The 15070-nt window shown below is 60.5% G+C and carries 8 protein-coding genes; 5 read left to right on the top strand and 3 right to left on the bottom strand.

Annotated elements, in window-relative coordinates:
- Positions 1 to 11 precede the first annotated feature (11 nt).
- A complete protein-coding gene (murD, locus tag A4R35_RS05305; RefSeq protein WP_112427241.1) occupies positions 12 to 1409 on the top strand; it encodes a UDP-N-acetylmuramoyl-L-alanine--D-glutamate ligase in 1398 nt (465 codons plus the stop codon).
- A 119-nt stretch (positions 1410 to 1528) separates the two neighbouring features.
- On the opposite strand, the gene pckA is transcribed toward murD, so the two are convergent.
- On the bottom strand, positions 1529 to 3112 hold the full coding sequence (pckA, locus tag A4R35_RS05310; RefSeq protein ID WP_112427243.1) for a phosphoenolpyruvate carboxykinase (ATP): 1584 nt from the start codon (positions 3110 to 3112) through the stop codon (positions 1529 to 1531).
- A gap of 758 nt (positions 3113 to 3870) precedes the next feature.
- On the opposite strand from pckA, the gene A4R35_RS05315 reads away from it, so the two are divergent.
- From A4R35_RS05315 to A4R35_RS05330, 4 genes are read left to right on the top strand one after another with little or no spacing between them, the layout of a single operon-like run.
- A complete protein-coding gene (locus A4R35_RS05315; protein WP_112427245.1) occupies positions 3871 to 6921 on the top strand; it encodes an FtsX-like permease family protein in 3051 nt (1016 codons plus the stop codon).
- Positions 6922 to 6954: 33 nt separating this feature from the next.
- Entirely contained in the window at positions 6955 to 7920 is a 966-nt protein-coding gene (locus A4R35_RS05320) for an ABC transporter ATP-binding protein (protein ID WP_112427247.1), read from the top strand.
- The gene (locus tag A4R35_RS05325; RefSeq protein ID WP_112427249.1) at positions 7920 to 8672 is read left to right on the top strand and encodes an ABC transporter ATP-binding protein; all 753 of its coding nucleotides are present in this window, start codon (positions 7920 to 7922) and stop codon (positions 8670 to 8672) included. The genes A4R35_RS05320 and A4R35_RS05325 overlap by 1 nt, the downstream gene beginning before the upstream one ends.
- A gap of 18 nt (positions 8673 to 8690) precedes the next feature.
- Positions 8691 to 11855, top strand: a complete 3165-nt coding sequence (locus tag A4R35_RS05330; protein WP_112427251.1) for an FtsX-like permease family protein — start codon at positions 8691 to 8693, stop codon at positions 11853 to 11855.
- Positions 11856 to 12031: 176 nt separating this feature from the next.
- On the opposite strand, the gene A4R35_RS05335 is transcribed toward A4R35_RS05330, so the two are convergent.
- Both A4R35_RS05335 and A4R35_RS05340 read right to left on the bottom strand, forming a co-directional pair.
- Entirely contained in the window at positions 12032 to 13816 is a 1785-nt protein-coding gene (locus A4R35_RS05335) for an MFS transporter (protein WP_112427253.1), read from the bottom strand.
- Positions 13817 to 14039: 223 nt separating this feature from the next.
- Positions 14040 to 14813 carry a cytidylate kinase-like family protein gene (locus tag A4R35_RS05340; protein WP_112427255.1) on the bottom strand — a complete coding sequence of 258 codons (774 nt, stop codon included), beginning with the start codon at positions 14811 to 14813 and terminating at the stop codon, positions 14040 to 14042.
- Positions 14814 to 15070 lie beyond the last annotated feature (257 nt).

Raw genomic sequence — 15070 nt, forward strand, 5'->3', positions numbered from 1 at the left:
GCTGTTGACGGATGGAGCTACGCGGGAAACGCGTTTTGGTCATGGGGCTGGGCTTGCAGGGTTCAGGTATCGCCGCAGCTCGCTATGCTGCTGAGCAGGGCGCCATCGTGCGCGTGACCGATAAGAAGCCGGCGGACGTGCTGGCACCTAGCATTCGCGCCCTGGCGGGCCTTCCCATTGAGTTCATCCTCGGCGAACATCGCGAAGAAGACTTCCGCTGGGCCGAAATCGTTATCCGCAACCCGGGCATTCCACGTAATTCACCCTACCTGCAGATCGCCCGCGCTCACGGCGCCCAGATCGAGATGGAGCTGGCGCTCTTTATGCTTGCCTGTCCGGGACGCACCATCGGCGTCACCGGCACACGTGGCAAGACCACTACCACCACGCTCATCTACGAGATCCTGCGCGCTGCCGGCAAGCCCGTGGTTATCGGCGGCAACGTTGCTGGCGTCGAAACGCTCTCGTTGTTGCCCCAGATCAGGCCCGAAACCCTGGTGGTCCTGGAGATGTCAAGCTGGCAGCTGGAGGGCTTCGAGCAACACCACATCAGCCCTGCTGTGGCCGTCATGACCAATCTCTACCCCGATCACCTCGACACCTACGCCAGTATGGAAGAATACGGCGCGGCCAAAGCCAATATTTTCCGCTATCAGCGGCCCGAAGACCTGGCCGTCTTCAACTACGATAATCCCTGGACACGTCGCTTCGGCGAGGAGGCTCCAGGCCGCACCTGGTTCGCCAGCCTTGAACGCGGCGGCAGCTTTCCCCGTGGCTCCAACGAGCTGCTGCCTTTTATCTTCCGTGACACTCCTCTGCCCGGGCGGCATAACCTGGAAAATGTGCTGCTGGCCACTACTGTCGCCCGCCTGCTAGAGATCCCGGATGAGATCATCGCCAGCACCGTGCGCCAGTTCCGCGGCGTCGAACACCGCCTGCAAGAGGTGGCCTCTATCGATGGCGTGCGCTATATCAACGATACGACCAGCACCACGCCGGTCGCCGGACGCATGGCCCTGATGGCCTTCAACGAGCCTCTGATCCTGATCGCTGGCGGCAACAGCAAACATCTGCCGCTGGAAGACTGGCCAGCTCAGATTGTGGCGCGCTGCCGCGCCGTGCTCTTGCTCCAGGGCAGCGGGACAGAGGAGCTGCTGCCTGCCCTGCGCGCCGAAGCTGCCAGACAGGGACGCCCTGACCCGGTTCAGGGGATCTTCAACCGCTTTGAGGAGGCCCTCGACGCCGCTGTAGCCTTGGCCCGGCCAGGAGACGTCGTGCTGCTCTCGCCCGGCTTCACCAGCTTCGGCATGTTCCAGAACGAATTTGAGCGAGGACGGCGCTTCATCGCCTATGTGCGTGCTTTGCAGGAGCACAAGGGACAGCGGCTAGAACCAGAGCAAGACCACTAGCGAGGGCGGCTCAGCCTTCATACGGGCCGACACCGCCAATGCTAAAAAGGGCTGCACCCGCGAGCAAGCGGTGCAGCCCTTCAGTCTCTGCCGTGGTCTGGTCGGCCACAGGGAGCAGCTCAGCGCGGCCCGGCAGCGCGTACTTCCTCACCTGGCAGCGTAAACTGCTTGAAATTCTCCTTGAAACGCGCCGCCAGCTCTGCCGCCTGGCGATCGTAGGCTTCAGGATCAGGCCAGGTACTGCGAGGATTGAGCAGCTCCGCGGGCACCCCAGGGCAGGCTACAGGCACATGCAGGCCGAAGACAGGGTCCGTGATTGTCTCCACCCCCTCCAGTTCGCCGCTGATCGCCGCTCGTACCATCGCTCGCGTATAGTTGATGTTGATGCGCCGTCCCACCCCATAGGGACCACCGGTCCAGCCCGTATTGACCAGGTAGCAACGCACCTTGTGAGCGACAATACGCTCACGTAGCAGATTGGCGTATTCTCCGGGACGCAACGGCAGGAAAGGCGCTCCAAAGCATGGGCTGAATGTGGCCTGCGGCGTCGTCACTCCTGACTCCGTCCCCGCCAGCTTACTGGTGTAGCCGGAGAGGAAATAGTACATTGCCTGCTCTGTCGTCAGCTGTGAGATCGGAGGAAGGACCCCGAAGGAATCTGCAGAGAGGAAGATGATCGCCTGGGGATGACCGGCCCGACCCTCCAGGACCACGTTGTCGATAAAATCGACCGGGTAGGCCGCACGTGTATTCTCAGTAATCGAGGCATCCTCATAGCGCGGCTCGCGCGTCTTCTCATCGAGGACGACATTCTCATAGATGGCGCCGAAACGCATGGCGTTCCAGATCTGCGGCTCATGCTCGCGTGAGAGATTGATACACTTCGCATAGCAGCCGCCCTCGAAGTTAAAGATCCCCGTATCGCCCCAGCCATGTTCATCGTCGCCAATCAGGCGACGTGTCGGATCAGCAGACAGGCTCGTCTTACCCGTACCCGAGAGGCCAAAAAAGAGCGCCACATCGCCTTTCTCCCCCACATTGGCCGAGCAGTGCATCGGCAGGACTCCCTGGGCTGGCAGCATAAAATTGAGGACCGTGAAGACCGCTTTTTTCATCTCGCCCGCGTAGTGGGTCCCAGCGATCAAGATCAGGCGTTCCTCAAAGTCGATAATGATGGCCGTCTCTGAGCGCGTGCCGTGGGTCCGTGGGTCAGTATGGAAATTGGGCACGCAGAGAATCGTGAAGCCCGGGCGCTCGCTGGCCAGATCCTCATCCCTCACACGCAGGAAGAGCTGGCGCGCGAACAAATTATGCCAGGCCAGTTCCGTAATGACCTGCAGCGGTATGCGGTAAGCCGGATCAGCCCCGGCAGCGGCATCCAGCACATAGACATCGCGCCCCTGCAGATAGGCAGCCAGGCTGCGACGCACCATTTCGAAATGCTCCGGCGCCATCGGGTGGTTATTCTCGCCCCACCAGATGCGTGACGCCGACTCTTCATTCGAGACAATATATTTATCCTTGGGAGAGCGCCCCGTATGTGGGGCGGTCTTGGTAGCAAGCGCGCCGTTCGAGGCCAGCACTCCCTCCCCGCGCGCCAGAGCATGCTCAACCAGGACAGCCGGGGCAAGATTCCAGTGAATCTTGCCCAGGTTCATCAGCCCATATTCTTCCAGGGCCTTCCGGCTCATCATCATTGTCATAGAGTGTTCTCCTTTTAGGGCACGTTGGCAACGGCTTTGTCCTCCCGCCGTATGCCTACCCGCACAGGCTCCTGAGCGGAGACCGAAAAACCAGTGGCATAGCCCGATAAATATGCCCAACGAGCACAATGAATAAAGAGAAGCGAGACGCTCAGGCAAGCCCGGCGCTCGGCATACGCGCGTGTGCGTATCCGTCTTTGAGCGTCCGCACAGCAACGTTGATGCCCCTACCGGTCGTTAGTTTATCAAACTTGACCGGGACAAAGCAACCCATTGAGCTGTGGATCTGACGCTATTAGCCCGGCTTCTCTAGCCGCAAGACAACAGGAGGGACCGGGCCGCAGCGAGCTGCGCCGGCGCTTTTGACCTAACGGTTGCTTATTCATTGGCAAAAAAACTTGAATAGGTTGTTGGCACTCACCAGTCCCTCTGCGCGCTGGGACAGAGCCAGCAGGCTCCAGCAGCACCTCCTGCCCCGCAGGCATTCGCTCCACTTCGCTGCCTCCATTCTCCCTTTAGAGACAGATGCTTGCGACTTTCAGCTCATTTATTCGTTTTCTTCTATAGAGGGACGGCAGGGTATCCACATGTCTCCAGGACGGCCTATTGCTCTCACTACCCCTTGCTCCTTTCTTTGTTAACAGAGGGTGCCTGGACACGCTCGCCTGTCTCCCGTCTCCAGGGAGGGGAAGCGCTGCTTAGCGTGCCGCCAACGGTGGATCACCCGCTGTCTAGCATCGCATCGGGAAGGAAAGAACATGGCTCGCTTTCTACCCGCTCGTCGTTCTGCTGGGCCGGCTCCCACTGTTGGCAATGGCGGCGAGGCCAGTTCACGCTCGCTTGCCAGGTTGGCTTTCTGGCGCCTGCGTCGCACCTGGGGCCTGCTTTCGCTGACAGCGTTGGGCCTGCTGGCAGCGGTCACGATTCTCTGTACTGTACCTCTCTACTCCGCCCTGACGCTCTCCCTGGGCTTGCAGGACGCTTTCCACTCTCGGCCCCAAAGCGCCGATATTCTGGTACAGAGCAGTGCGGAACAGCTCTCTCTCTCTGGACTCAGCCATGCTTCCACTCTGCTTGATCAGGAGTTCCGGCGCCTCTTGGGAAGTTATTTGAGTACCGCTAATCTCTCCATCGCTACTTCCCCTGTTCCGCTTCTAGACACACGCACCCAGACCCTAAGCGGCAGCGAGGCTCAGCTAGTGGCAGAACCAGCGGCCAGCCTGGCCTCCCACGCGGCCTTGCTGACAGGCCGTTTTCCCCAGGCAACGCTGCCTTCCCCCTCATCGGATATCTTGGAGATCGCCATCTCTTCGCAGGAAGCCAGCCAGCTGCAGGCTCACCCTGGTTCGACCTTTACGGTGCAGTTTGCTTATGTGGAGATTCCTACTCAGCGCGTCGTCTACAATGTGACGCTCCGCGTGGTGGGAATCTTCTCACCCCACACCGACCCGTCGTTCTGGCAGGGCGCGACCTTTACGACTTCCTCTCGTGGGGTCAGCGACGGCCAGCCGTTGGGCCTACAATCAACGTTCCTGACGACCACCGAGAGCCTGCTGGCTCTCTTCGACCGTTTCGGACAGCAGACGCACGGCCTTGTTTTGGAAGAACCTTTCACGCTTTCCTGGCTCTACCGTATCGATCCTCAGAAGGCCAGTATCAGCGATCTCTATCTGCTGTTTGCCAATATCGATCAGGTTGAAAGCGATGTTGTCAACAACCCAGGGCTGAATACTCCGCCTCTGATAGAGCACCTGCAGGTGAATCTCCCCAGCGACACCTTGCAGGAGTTTTACGATCAGATGAACACGGCCACGATTCCTCTGTTCTCTCTGGTGACGCTGGTGATGGCCCTGGTGCTCTTTTTTATCGCGATCATGACCGATTTGCTGATCGATCGTCAAAGTGAGGCAGTGGCCATCTTGCGCAGCCGGGGCGCCAGCCGCTTGCAGATTGCTGGCATGTTCTTTTTCCAGGCCCTGCTGCTGGCACTGCTGGCCCTGGTTGGCGGTCCCTTCCTGGCCATCGCCCTGGCGCTCAGCCTGGCCCATGTGCTCCTGCCAGAGAGCGAGCAGCTCACGCAGCAGCTGTTGATCAGCCAGCCACTGCAGACCCTGCTTTCGCTCGGCGGCTATGCCCTGGCCGCTACTCTGGTGGGCTTGCTAACGATGGCCTTCACGATCAGACGCGCGACGCTCTCCGATGTGCTGGCCCTTCGCCGCGAGGCCGCTCGTACAAGCCAGGTCTCGCTCTGGCAGCGTCTCCATCTCGATGTGGTGGCCGCCCTGCTGATGCTGCCTGGCTATGGGATGGCATTCTATTTGACGAATTCGAATGTGCTCGATGCCCACACTCGTCTGATCTTGCTGGCCCCACTCACGCTGCTGGGATCACTCTTATTAGTTATCGCCAGCCTGCTACTGCTCCTGCGTCTTTTCCCGTTGATTCTAGCAGCCGCAGCACATCTGGCGGCAGGCCGCCGGGGCCTGGCTCCGCTGCTGGCCCTGGCCCAAATGGCCCGCGCTCCACGCCAGTCGCTGCGTATGACGCTGCTACTGGCTCTGGCAACTGCCTGCCTGCTTTTCAGCCAGGTGCTGCTGGCTTCGCAGGTTCAGCGTAGCGACGATAGCAGCGCTTTCCAGGTAGGTGCCGATTTCAGCGGTGCACTCTTGCAGTCTCATGCGCCTAATGAGCTGGCGAGGCTGACAGCGGCCTATCGCCGACTGCCGGGTGTGCTCTCGGCTTCGCTCGGCCAGTCTACGACATTCTTAGGGGGCGGGACTCAGGATCTGCCGATTGCTCTACGGGCGGTCGATACCGAGACATTCACCCGTACAGCCGAGTGGACACGGGCGGACTCCGCTGTGCCTCTCTCCACGCTGATGCAAGCACTGGTCGCTGCCCAAGGGAGGGCGATAGTAACCCATGTCATCCCCGCTATTGTCGATGTCAATGCCGCTCAGTCCTTGCAGATCCAGCCCCATCAGACTTTTACGCTGAATAGTAGTGACGGTCAGATCTCTCTCGCCTTTCAGGATATAGCGACAGTTGATGCTATTCCCACCATTGTCTCCTCATCTCTGCCGAGCGGCTCGTCAAGCGACGATATCCCTGCAGGTGGCGTGCTCATTGACTATAGGACCTATATCTCTGTCCTACAGAGCCAGTTTCCGAAAGCCTTCGTCGCCCAGGAGGCCCCTCTCAATTACGCCTGGCTCAGAACGATGGACGATGGCAGCCAGTTGGCCGCACTGCGCCAGCAACTCAGCAAGGGGGCACTGGCGCTTTCGCCGCTGCTTGATCGGCGCTCGCTACGCGCCGGACTGCTGCATGCTCCGCTCTATCTAGATCTGATTGGAGTCTTGACGATCGGAGCCACCAGTGCGCTGCTGCTGGCCGTCCTCGGAAGCCTGACGGCCTCCTGGCTGAGCGTGCGCCGTCGCCTGACAGCGTTCGCCGTGCTGCGAGCCCTGGGCGGCAGTCCTGGACAGCTTGCCGCGACGCTGGCCTGGGAGCAGCTCTTGATCTATGTGTTCGCTCTGACTCTCGGCATCGGTCTGGGAGCCTTGTTCTCCTGGCTGAGCGTACCGACCCTGGTTTTTACTGCTACCAGCGGCAATGCCCCGGCAGCGGCTTCCTTGGGGGCTTTCTATGTGGCGCAGAGCATCCCGCCTGTGCAACTCGCCATCCCTGCCTGGCTCCCTGCCATTCCTGCCCTCCTGCTGGGACTCTTCGCCCTCGCCTTGGGAATGATGACGAGCACCGTTTCGCGCCCTGCCGTGAGTTATGTGCTGCGAGTCAGCGAGGATTAGATAGGTAGGCTGCAATGTTGTTAAGGAGTCTCTATGACGTCAGCAGTCATTGTCTGTGAGAATCTGGTCAAGATTTATAAGGTGGCTGATCTGGAGGTAGTGGCCTTACAGGGGCTGGATCTGGAGGTCCAGCCCGGCGAGATGCTGGCTCTAGTCGGTGTCTCCGGCTCAGGCAAGACGACCTTGCTCAATATCCTGGGCGGCCTCGACAGTCCCAGTGCCGGGCGCTGCCTGGTGGCTGGCTACGATCTGGCCCGCATGAACGAACGACAGCGCCTCTTCTATCGACGCTTCGTGGTTGGTCATGTCTGGCAACAGAGCGGGCGCAATGTGCTGCCAGAGCTGAGCCTACAGGAGAATATCGAGCTGCCGCAGCTCTTAAGTGGGGTTGCGCGCCGCGAGCGCCTTCGACGGGCACGCGAGCTGCTACACCTGATCGGCCTGGAAACGGCTGCCCAGCGCCTGCCGGCCCAGATCTCGGGCGGAGAGCAGCAGCGCGTAGCCATTGCCGTGGCTCTCGCTAATCGGCCCCAGGTCTTGCTGGCCGATGAGCCGACAGGTGAGCTGGACTCGCAGACGGCGGGGGAGATCCTCCAGCTGCTGCGCTGCCTCAATCAGGAGCTGGGCCTGACTATCGTGCTGGTGACCCATGATCCAGCTCTGGCCGCCAATGTGGACCGGGTGATTGCTATTCGCGATGGGCGCACGAGCACAGAGACAGTGCGCCGCGAGGCACCCCTGCCAAGCATCCCCTCTCATCTGTCCACCGCCAGCGCAGTGATTGCCTTGCCCAGCAAGACCCACCGCGAGTCAGTGCTGATTGACCGCGTGGGACGGCTCCAGCTTCCCAAGGAGGCCCTGGAGCGGATTCCTTTTCATGGACGCGCTGAGGTAGTGATTGCCAGCGACCATGTAGAACTCTGGCCCGTCGGTAGCCTGCTCAACGGGGGACCTGCAGTAGGCGCGAACAGCTGCGAGCCGAGGGAGGAGCAGCCGTAATGGAAGAGCAGCTTGACTTTGATCAGCGTCCACTCCGGGGTGGTCGAGCTTTTCAGTCGCCGGCCCCCGCGGTGGTTGAGGCCTACAATGTCCGGCGGGAGTTTCGTAGTGGGCAGAGTGTAGTACAGGCCCTGCGCGGGGTAACGCTGCGTATCGAGCCTGGAGAGTTCGTGGTCCTGCGTGGACGCTCCGGCTCAGGCAAAACTACCCTGCTTCATATTTTGGTCGGTCTCGACGATCCCACCGACGGCGAGGTGATCTTGCTCGGGCAGCGCTTGCGCCGCCTGAATGAGCAGGCCCGCGCTCGCCTGCGTCGTGAGGCTGTTGGCATGGTCTTCCAAAACGCACATCTCTTCCCATCATTGACGGCTCAGGAGAATGTCGAGGTGCCTCTGCGCCTGGTGCATATGGAGTCGAAAGAGCGCCGCCAGCGGGCCCAGGCGGCCCTGGAACGCGTGGGGCTGGCTCACCGTCTGCACCATCGCGGCCTTGAGCTGTCTGGCGGCGAACAGCAGCGAGTGGCCCTGGCCCGAGCTTTGGTACATGAGCCACGCTTGCTTGTGGCAGATGAGCCAACGGGCAACCTGGATACGACCACGGCTCGCACGATGATGCAGCTGCTGCGCCAAGTAGCCCACGAGCGAGGGATTGGCCTGCTGATGGCTACCCACGATCCCGAGGCCGTGACGCTGGCCGACCGCGTGCTTGAAATCTCAGATGGAACCCTACGTCAACCAGGTTGGCAGTCATAGGAGAGGAGGTAGAAGCCGATGGCCACCACCGAGCGTCGCTCGCCCGCACAGAGACCCTCATCTCAGCCATCAGGGTCACCCCAGCGCGGCAGGCTCGTCCCCGCCCCTCCCGTCTTACGCCTGGCCTGGTGGCGTGCACGAAGTAGCCGCGGCCTGTTGCTGGTTGCCGGGCTTGGTATGCTGGCCGCCGTCATCCTCGCCGCTTCGGGACCGCTCTATTCGACGCTGGCTATGACGGCGAGCTTGCGGGCAGTCCTGCTGGCCAGCCCCCAAAATCGCGCGGTATTTGTGCAGGCAACAACACAGCAGATCGACGCCGCTGTGCTTAGCTCTATCACCGACTCTATCGATCAGGATGTCCATCGGTATCTTGGCCCTTACATCGGACCGCTGCACCTCTCGCTCGAGGTTCCCTGGCAGAAGGTGGTGGCACGCAACGGTCAGCTCCTGAATCCTGCAGTTGATGACCTGGCCCTTTTTACACAGCCTATCAGCCAGGCCGCTCAGCACCTGACCGTCGTCTCGGGCAGTCTGCCCCCAGCATTGACAGCGGAGCAGGCACGGCGTCAGGTGACTACCACAGGAGCCAGCCTGGCTATCGCCCTCAGCCAGCAGGAGGCCCAGCGCTGGCAGCTCCATGTCGGTGAAACTCTGACTATTCAGCTGGTCTACGATTTACCAGGATTGACCAGTGATATCTCATCTAGCTGGCGCCGCGTCCGCACGCTGACGCTCCACATCACGGGGATTTTCGCCAACCAGTACCACGGGACCAGCTTGGACGAAGATCCGTTCTGGCATCAGGAGACGTTCCTGAGCGCTGACCATCAGGGGATGGGCCTCAGTGGAGAAGGTGCGGACTATACCGTGTTGGCCGATACCACTACCCTGGTGACGGTGCTGGATAGCTTCTATCAACAATTGCAACGCGAGCAGGATCCCGTTTTTCTGACGACTCAACCAGTGCTCTGCTGGCTCTATGAGCTGCAGCCAGCACGGATTACGATCGATCAGCTCTCGGCCATTAGCAGTGGTGCGCACAACCTGCAGCTCGATGTGGCCAATCGCAGCGCCGAGGATAGTCCGAATGCCCTGACGCAGGTGCCGTTTGTCACAGGCACGACCGTCTCTCTGGCTTCTGATACTCTCACACAATATCAGAATAGTGTTGCCTTGGTAAGCATACCGATTACCGCTATCCTGGTGCTCGTCGTGTCGCTGCTGCTCTTCTTCGTGAGCATCATCGCCGATCTGCTGGTCGCTCGCCAGAGCGAAGCGATTGCCGTCCTGCGCAGCCGCGGTTTGAGCCGCAGCCAGATCTTTGGCCTTTTTGCTTGCCAGGGCCTGCTGCTGAGCGTGCTCGCCCTGCTACTGGGCCTGGGGGGAGCCGGGCTGCTGGTGCAGTGGCTGGCCGCTCGCCTCCTACCAGTCAGTAGCCCGAGCGTCTTGAGCCTGCTGTCCCAGGATTGGCACTCCCTCCTGCCGTCCCTGGGCTGGTCAGCAGGACTGACTGCTCTTGCCGCTCTGGGGGCTTTGCTCACAGGACTCTGGCGCCCGCTCCGCTCGAATATCATCAGCCTGCGTCGTGAAATGACGCGAGCAAGCCATCGCCCGCTCTGGCGCCGCCTGCATCTGGATATCGTCTTCTTGCTCCTGATGCTGGCTGGCTACGGCCTCTCTCTCTACTTCGTGAACAGCAATGTGCTCGATGCTCGCCTGCGCCTGCTCTTGCTCTCTCCGCTCTCACTCCTCGGCGCAGTCTGCTTGCTACTGGCCGCTATTCTGCTATTTTTACGTCTTTTGCCACAAATACTGGCACTGGCAAGCAGATTGGCAGCGAGACGGCGCGGGGCTGCTCCTCTCCTGGCAGTGGCTCAACTGGAGCGCTCGCCGCACCAGCCGGCGCGTATGACCCTGCTGCTGGCCCTGGCCACGGCCTTTGCTATCTTCAGTCTGGTCTTTCTCAGCTCACAGACGCAGCGAGCCCTGGACGTCTCAACCTACACGGTAGGGGCCGACTTTAGCGGGCCATTGGCTTTCACCGGGCGGTTGGATGATCTGGCGGATCTGACTGCCTCTTATCGACACTTGCCCGGGGTACTGGCTGCCTCGGTTGGCTTTGCCACCACTGCCAGCGCCGGAGGCTCTCTGCAGCTTCCCGTTGCCTTGCGAGCCATCGATAGCGCAACCTTTGCGCAGGCAGCTCTCTGGCCGCGGCAGGGTTCCGACCCGGCGTTGCCTACGCTGATCGCTCTCTTGCAGGCCCGCCGCAGCTGGGGCGAGGCCCATCATTTGGTGCCGGCCATCATCGACGCAGCCGCTGCCGAGTCGTTGCATCTCTCCACTGGCTCAACCCTGGTGCTGACCGTGACAGCGACGCCCGGCTCGCCGCCCATCGAGACCTCTTTTGTTGTCATCGACCAGGTGCAGGCGATCCCTACTGTGCTTTCCAGTCCCCAGGGGAATGCCGCTAACGGCATTCCTGCGGGGGGCGTCCTGGTCGACTACCAGACCTACGCGGATATTTTTGAAGGGCCAGCTCTCGCCGTTGGCAGCGACCTGCTACCACTCAATTACCTCTGGCTACGCACTTCGGAGAATACCGCGGATCTGCTGCATCTCCGCCTTCTGCTCACGAATAGCGACATAGAGCTAACACAGGTCTATGATCGGCGCGCTTTGTTAGAGGAATTACGCAACGAGCCGCTCTATCTTGATCTCCTGGGCCTGTTAACGCTCGGGGTAATTGCCGCCCTGCTACTCGCTCTCGTTGGGAACCTGTTGGCTTCTTGGCAGAGTACCCGCAGTCGTCTCCTACAATTTGCTGTGCTGCGCGCCCTGGGTAGCAGTACCCGCCAGCTCGCCGCAACGCTGGCCTGGGAACAAGGGCTAATCTACGTGATGGCAATCGCCCTGGGAACTGTCTTCGGCCTCGTGCTCGTCTGGTTGGTGGTACCGGCCCTCATCTTCACCGGCGCCCCGAGCACTAGCTCCGGCACCTCTCTCAGTGGTACTGCCCTCTATGTCTCGCAGCGCGTGCCTTCTGTGCAACTCATTTTTCCACCGACCTTGCTCGCGTTGCTGGCCGCTTTAGCTTTCATTTGTTTACTGGCACTGACCTTGATTGTATCGCTGGTGACACGCCTGACTGTGGCTCGCACCTTGCGCCTGAACGAGGATTAGCCACGGACAGCAGGGCAGGGCCTCCTGTGGACAGACAGGCTCCAACACAGGAGAGCGGCCCTGACAGCGTATAGCGTACTCCGCCCAAACGAGGCGAGCACGGGACCGGGACCGGAGACCAATCCGGCTGGCCCGCGCTCGCCTCTGGCCTCTGCCAACCGCCAACGGCATCCTTCCTAGTCTTTAGCCCCTCCCTGGGTAGGAGCAGCAGCCATCTGTTGCGTCTCGCTTGCCAGCGTCCCGGCCTCGACGTCATGGATATAACGCCGGCCACGCAGCAGCGAGGCCACTGCCGCCAGCAGGCAGAGCACGAGCGAGAGGTAGAAGACGGCCCGTAGACCGAACATGAACGGCGAGGCGATGAGATTAGGGAAGAACTCCTTCCCAAGCAGGTGGGCACGCTGCGCCGGGGCGATGTGCTGCAGCACCGCAGCCGGCAGCAGGGTGGCCATTGGGTTGTAGCCGAGGAAAGCGGCGAAGAGGGCCGAGGTAGGCGGCAGATGAGCAATCTTATCCGCCACCGCCACAGGGACCCCAGCAACTGTGAGGCCCGAGGCCAGCGCTGGGGGCAGAGCCGTGGCCAGACCAATGGTCACCACGCTAAAGAAGATGCCGATGCTCATGACCGTGGCCGAGTTCTGGAAGGTCGAACGCATGCCAGAAGCCACGCCGCGCCTGTCCGCTGGTACGCTGTTCATAATGGCCGTCGTATTGGGGGCCGCAAACATTCCCTGCCCAATGCCCATCAGCAGCAGAATCAGCGCAAACCAGATGTAGTCGAAATTGGCCGGCAGGAAAGTCAAGCAGAGGAAGCCCAACGCCTGGATAACCATGCCCAGGGTTGAGAAGAGACGCGCCCCAAAGCGGTCGGACAGCCAACCGCTCAACGGTCCAAAGGCGATAAAGCCAATCATGAGTGGCAGCATGTAGATGCCGGCCCACAGTGGCGTCTCCTCAAAGCTGTAGCCGTGAAGCGGCAGCCAGATTCCCTGCAACCAGATGATCAGCATGAACTGCAGGCCACCACGCGCAATGCTAGCTAGCAGGCTGCTCAGATTGCCCGCAGTGAACATGCGGATCTTGAACAGATCCAGACGGAACATGGGATCGCTGACGTGCAGCTCGACGAAGACGAAGGCTACCAACAGAATGATCCCGACCACAATCGCCAAAATGACCAAAGGATTGGTCCAGCCCATCGGCTGATTGCCATACGGTTCAAGACCATAGGTGATGCCAATCAGTAAGATGGTCAGGCCCAGTGCAAAGGTAATGTTGCCCAGCCAGTCAATCTTCTGATGGCCTCGAATGGTCGCTGTCTCGCGCAGCATCCAGTAGGCCCAGACAGTTCCGAAGAGTCCAAAGGGCACACTGACCAGGAAGACAACTCTCCAGTTGATGGTCGCCAGAATGCCACCCAGAATCAGACCAATGATGGAGCCGAGGATCGAGGCAATCTGGTTGATGCCCATCGCCATGCCTCGCTGATGCGGCGGGAAGGCATCGGTCAGGATGGCCGTGCTATTGGCAAAGAGGAAGCCACCGCCCACGCCCTGGACCAGGCGGAAGATGATCAGCTCCAGGGCCGCTGCGTTGCCTTTGCCTGGCGTTAAGAAAAGGAGGATGCTCCCCAGGGTGAAGATGGCAAATCCCAGGTTGTACATACGGACACGCCCGAACATGTCGGAGATGCGTCCAAAGGTCACCAGGAGCGTGGCCGTAACAACCATATAGCCTAGCAGCAACCAGAGGAAATAGTTGGTCTCCCCAGGCGCTAGCGGATTGATGCCGATGCCGGTGAATATCGCTGGGAGCGCAATGAGCAAGATGCTGGAGTTGATGGTGGCCATCAACATGCCCAGCGTGGTGTTCGATAGCGCAATCCACTTGTAATGTGGGCCAAGCTGGGGCCGCTCTCCACTGACCTGTACCTGTCGCTGTAGTGTCTCACTCCGTGCCATACCGCTCTCGCTCACCTTCTTCCTGCTCTACATACTCTTCAAACAATACATTTCACTTTATGAATACAACGACCAGAGAAAAAGGCCGCCAGCGTCTCGGGCAGCCACAGATAAGCAACTCTTGTGGAAGGCGCCAGCCCGGTCTTGACTGATGCCTGGGGGCTGGCGCCGCCCTGTGCCGTTTCACTCGTTCTCGCTGGCCGCCTGGCCTGGCAGAGCCTCCCTAGACCTTGCCCGAGGCTCGCTCATAAGGAGGGCGCAGGTCGCCGGGGCGACCACTGTAGGGAGCCAGACCCGCACCTGGACCAAGCTCCCGTTCCGACACATTCAGACGGCGCGCTTTGCGCTCCAGGGCCAGTACAATCAGATCGACGACACTATCCAGATCGAGCACATCGGTATTGACCACCAGGTCATAGAGATGCGCATCGGCAGGGTGCCGCCGATATTCAGTCTGCAGATAGCGCTCGCGATCATGATCCTTGCTCTGGATACGCGAGCGCGCCGCGTGCTCATCCAGACCCTCACGGCGCATCACGTAGGGTACACGCCTCTCCAGCGAGGCCACAATGCGCACATGCAGAACATCTCGCCGATCACCCAGCACAACCTGGGCCCCGCGCCCGACAATAACGACGTGCCCAACGGCAAAGGCCCCCTTGATGACGCGATTGACGGCTTCGCGATATTCTTCGGGATTGGTAAAGAGAGCTACTGGTGTGCTTTCGTCGTAGATGGCCGGATAGACTGCTGGCGCAATGCCTTGCATGCTGGTGAGGATTCGTGAGAGCAAGCTCTCAACATGCTCATCGCGCGCTGCCGCCTCTTCTTCACTGACTCCTAGCTCCCGCGCCACCTGGACCACAACTTCGTGATCCACCAGATGCCAGCCTAACCGCTCAGCCAGTCTTTTGGCAATCTCTCCCCCACCACTGCCATATTCACGTGAAATGGTCACGGCTCTCATCTGACTGATACTACCAGACTCTCCGCTCATACCCTCCCTCCTTCGCCTGGCCGCCGTGCCAACGCTCCCTACGCTACGCGCCAGCACTCGGAAGCGACCGGCCTTTAATTTGATATTCAAACTATCTCACCTACCAACTATACTACATTCAAACTAAATGATCAAGGTCAGCAGGGCAGCGATTCCTGCAGTTGAACAACGGGGAGGCAAAGAGTGAGCAGGTGCAAGGTGCGAAGGCAAGGGGTCAACTACGATTGCAACTGATGGCCGCCCCGGCCCGAGAGGCG

This window comes from Thermogemmatispora tikiterensis (assembly GCF_003268475.1).
GTDB lineage: Bacteria > Chloroflexota > Ktedonobacteria > Ktedonobacterales > Ktedonobacteraceae > Thermogemmatispora > Thermogemmatispora tikiterensis.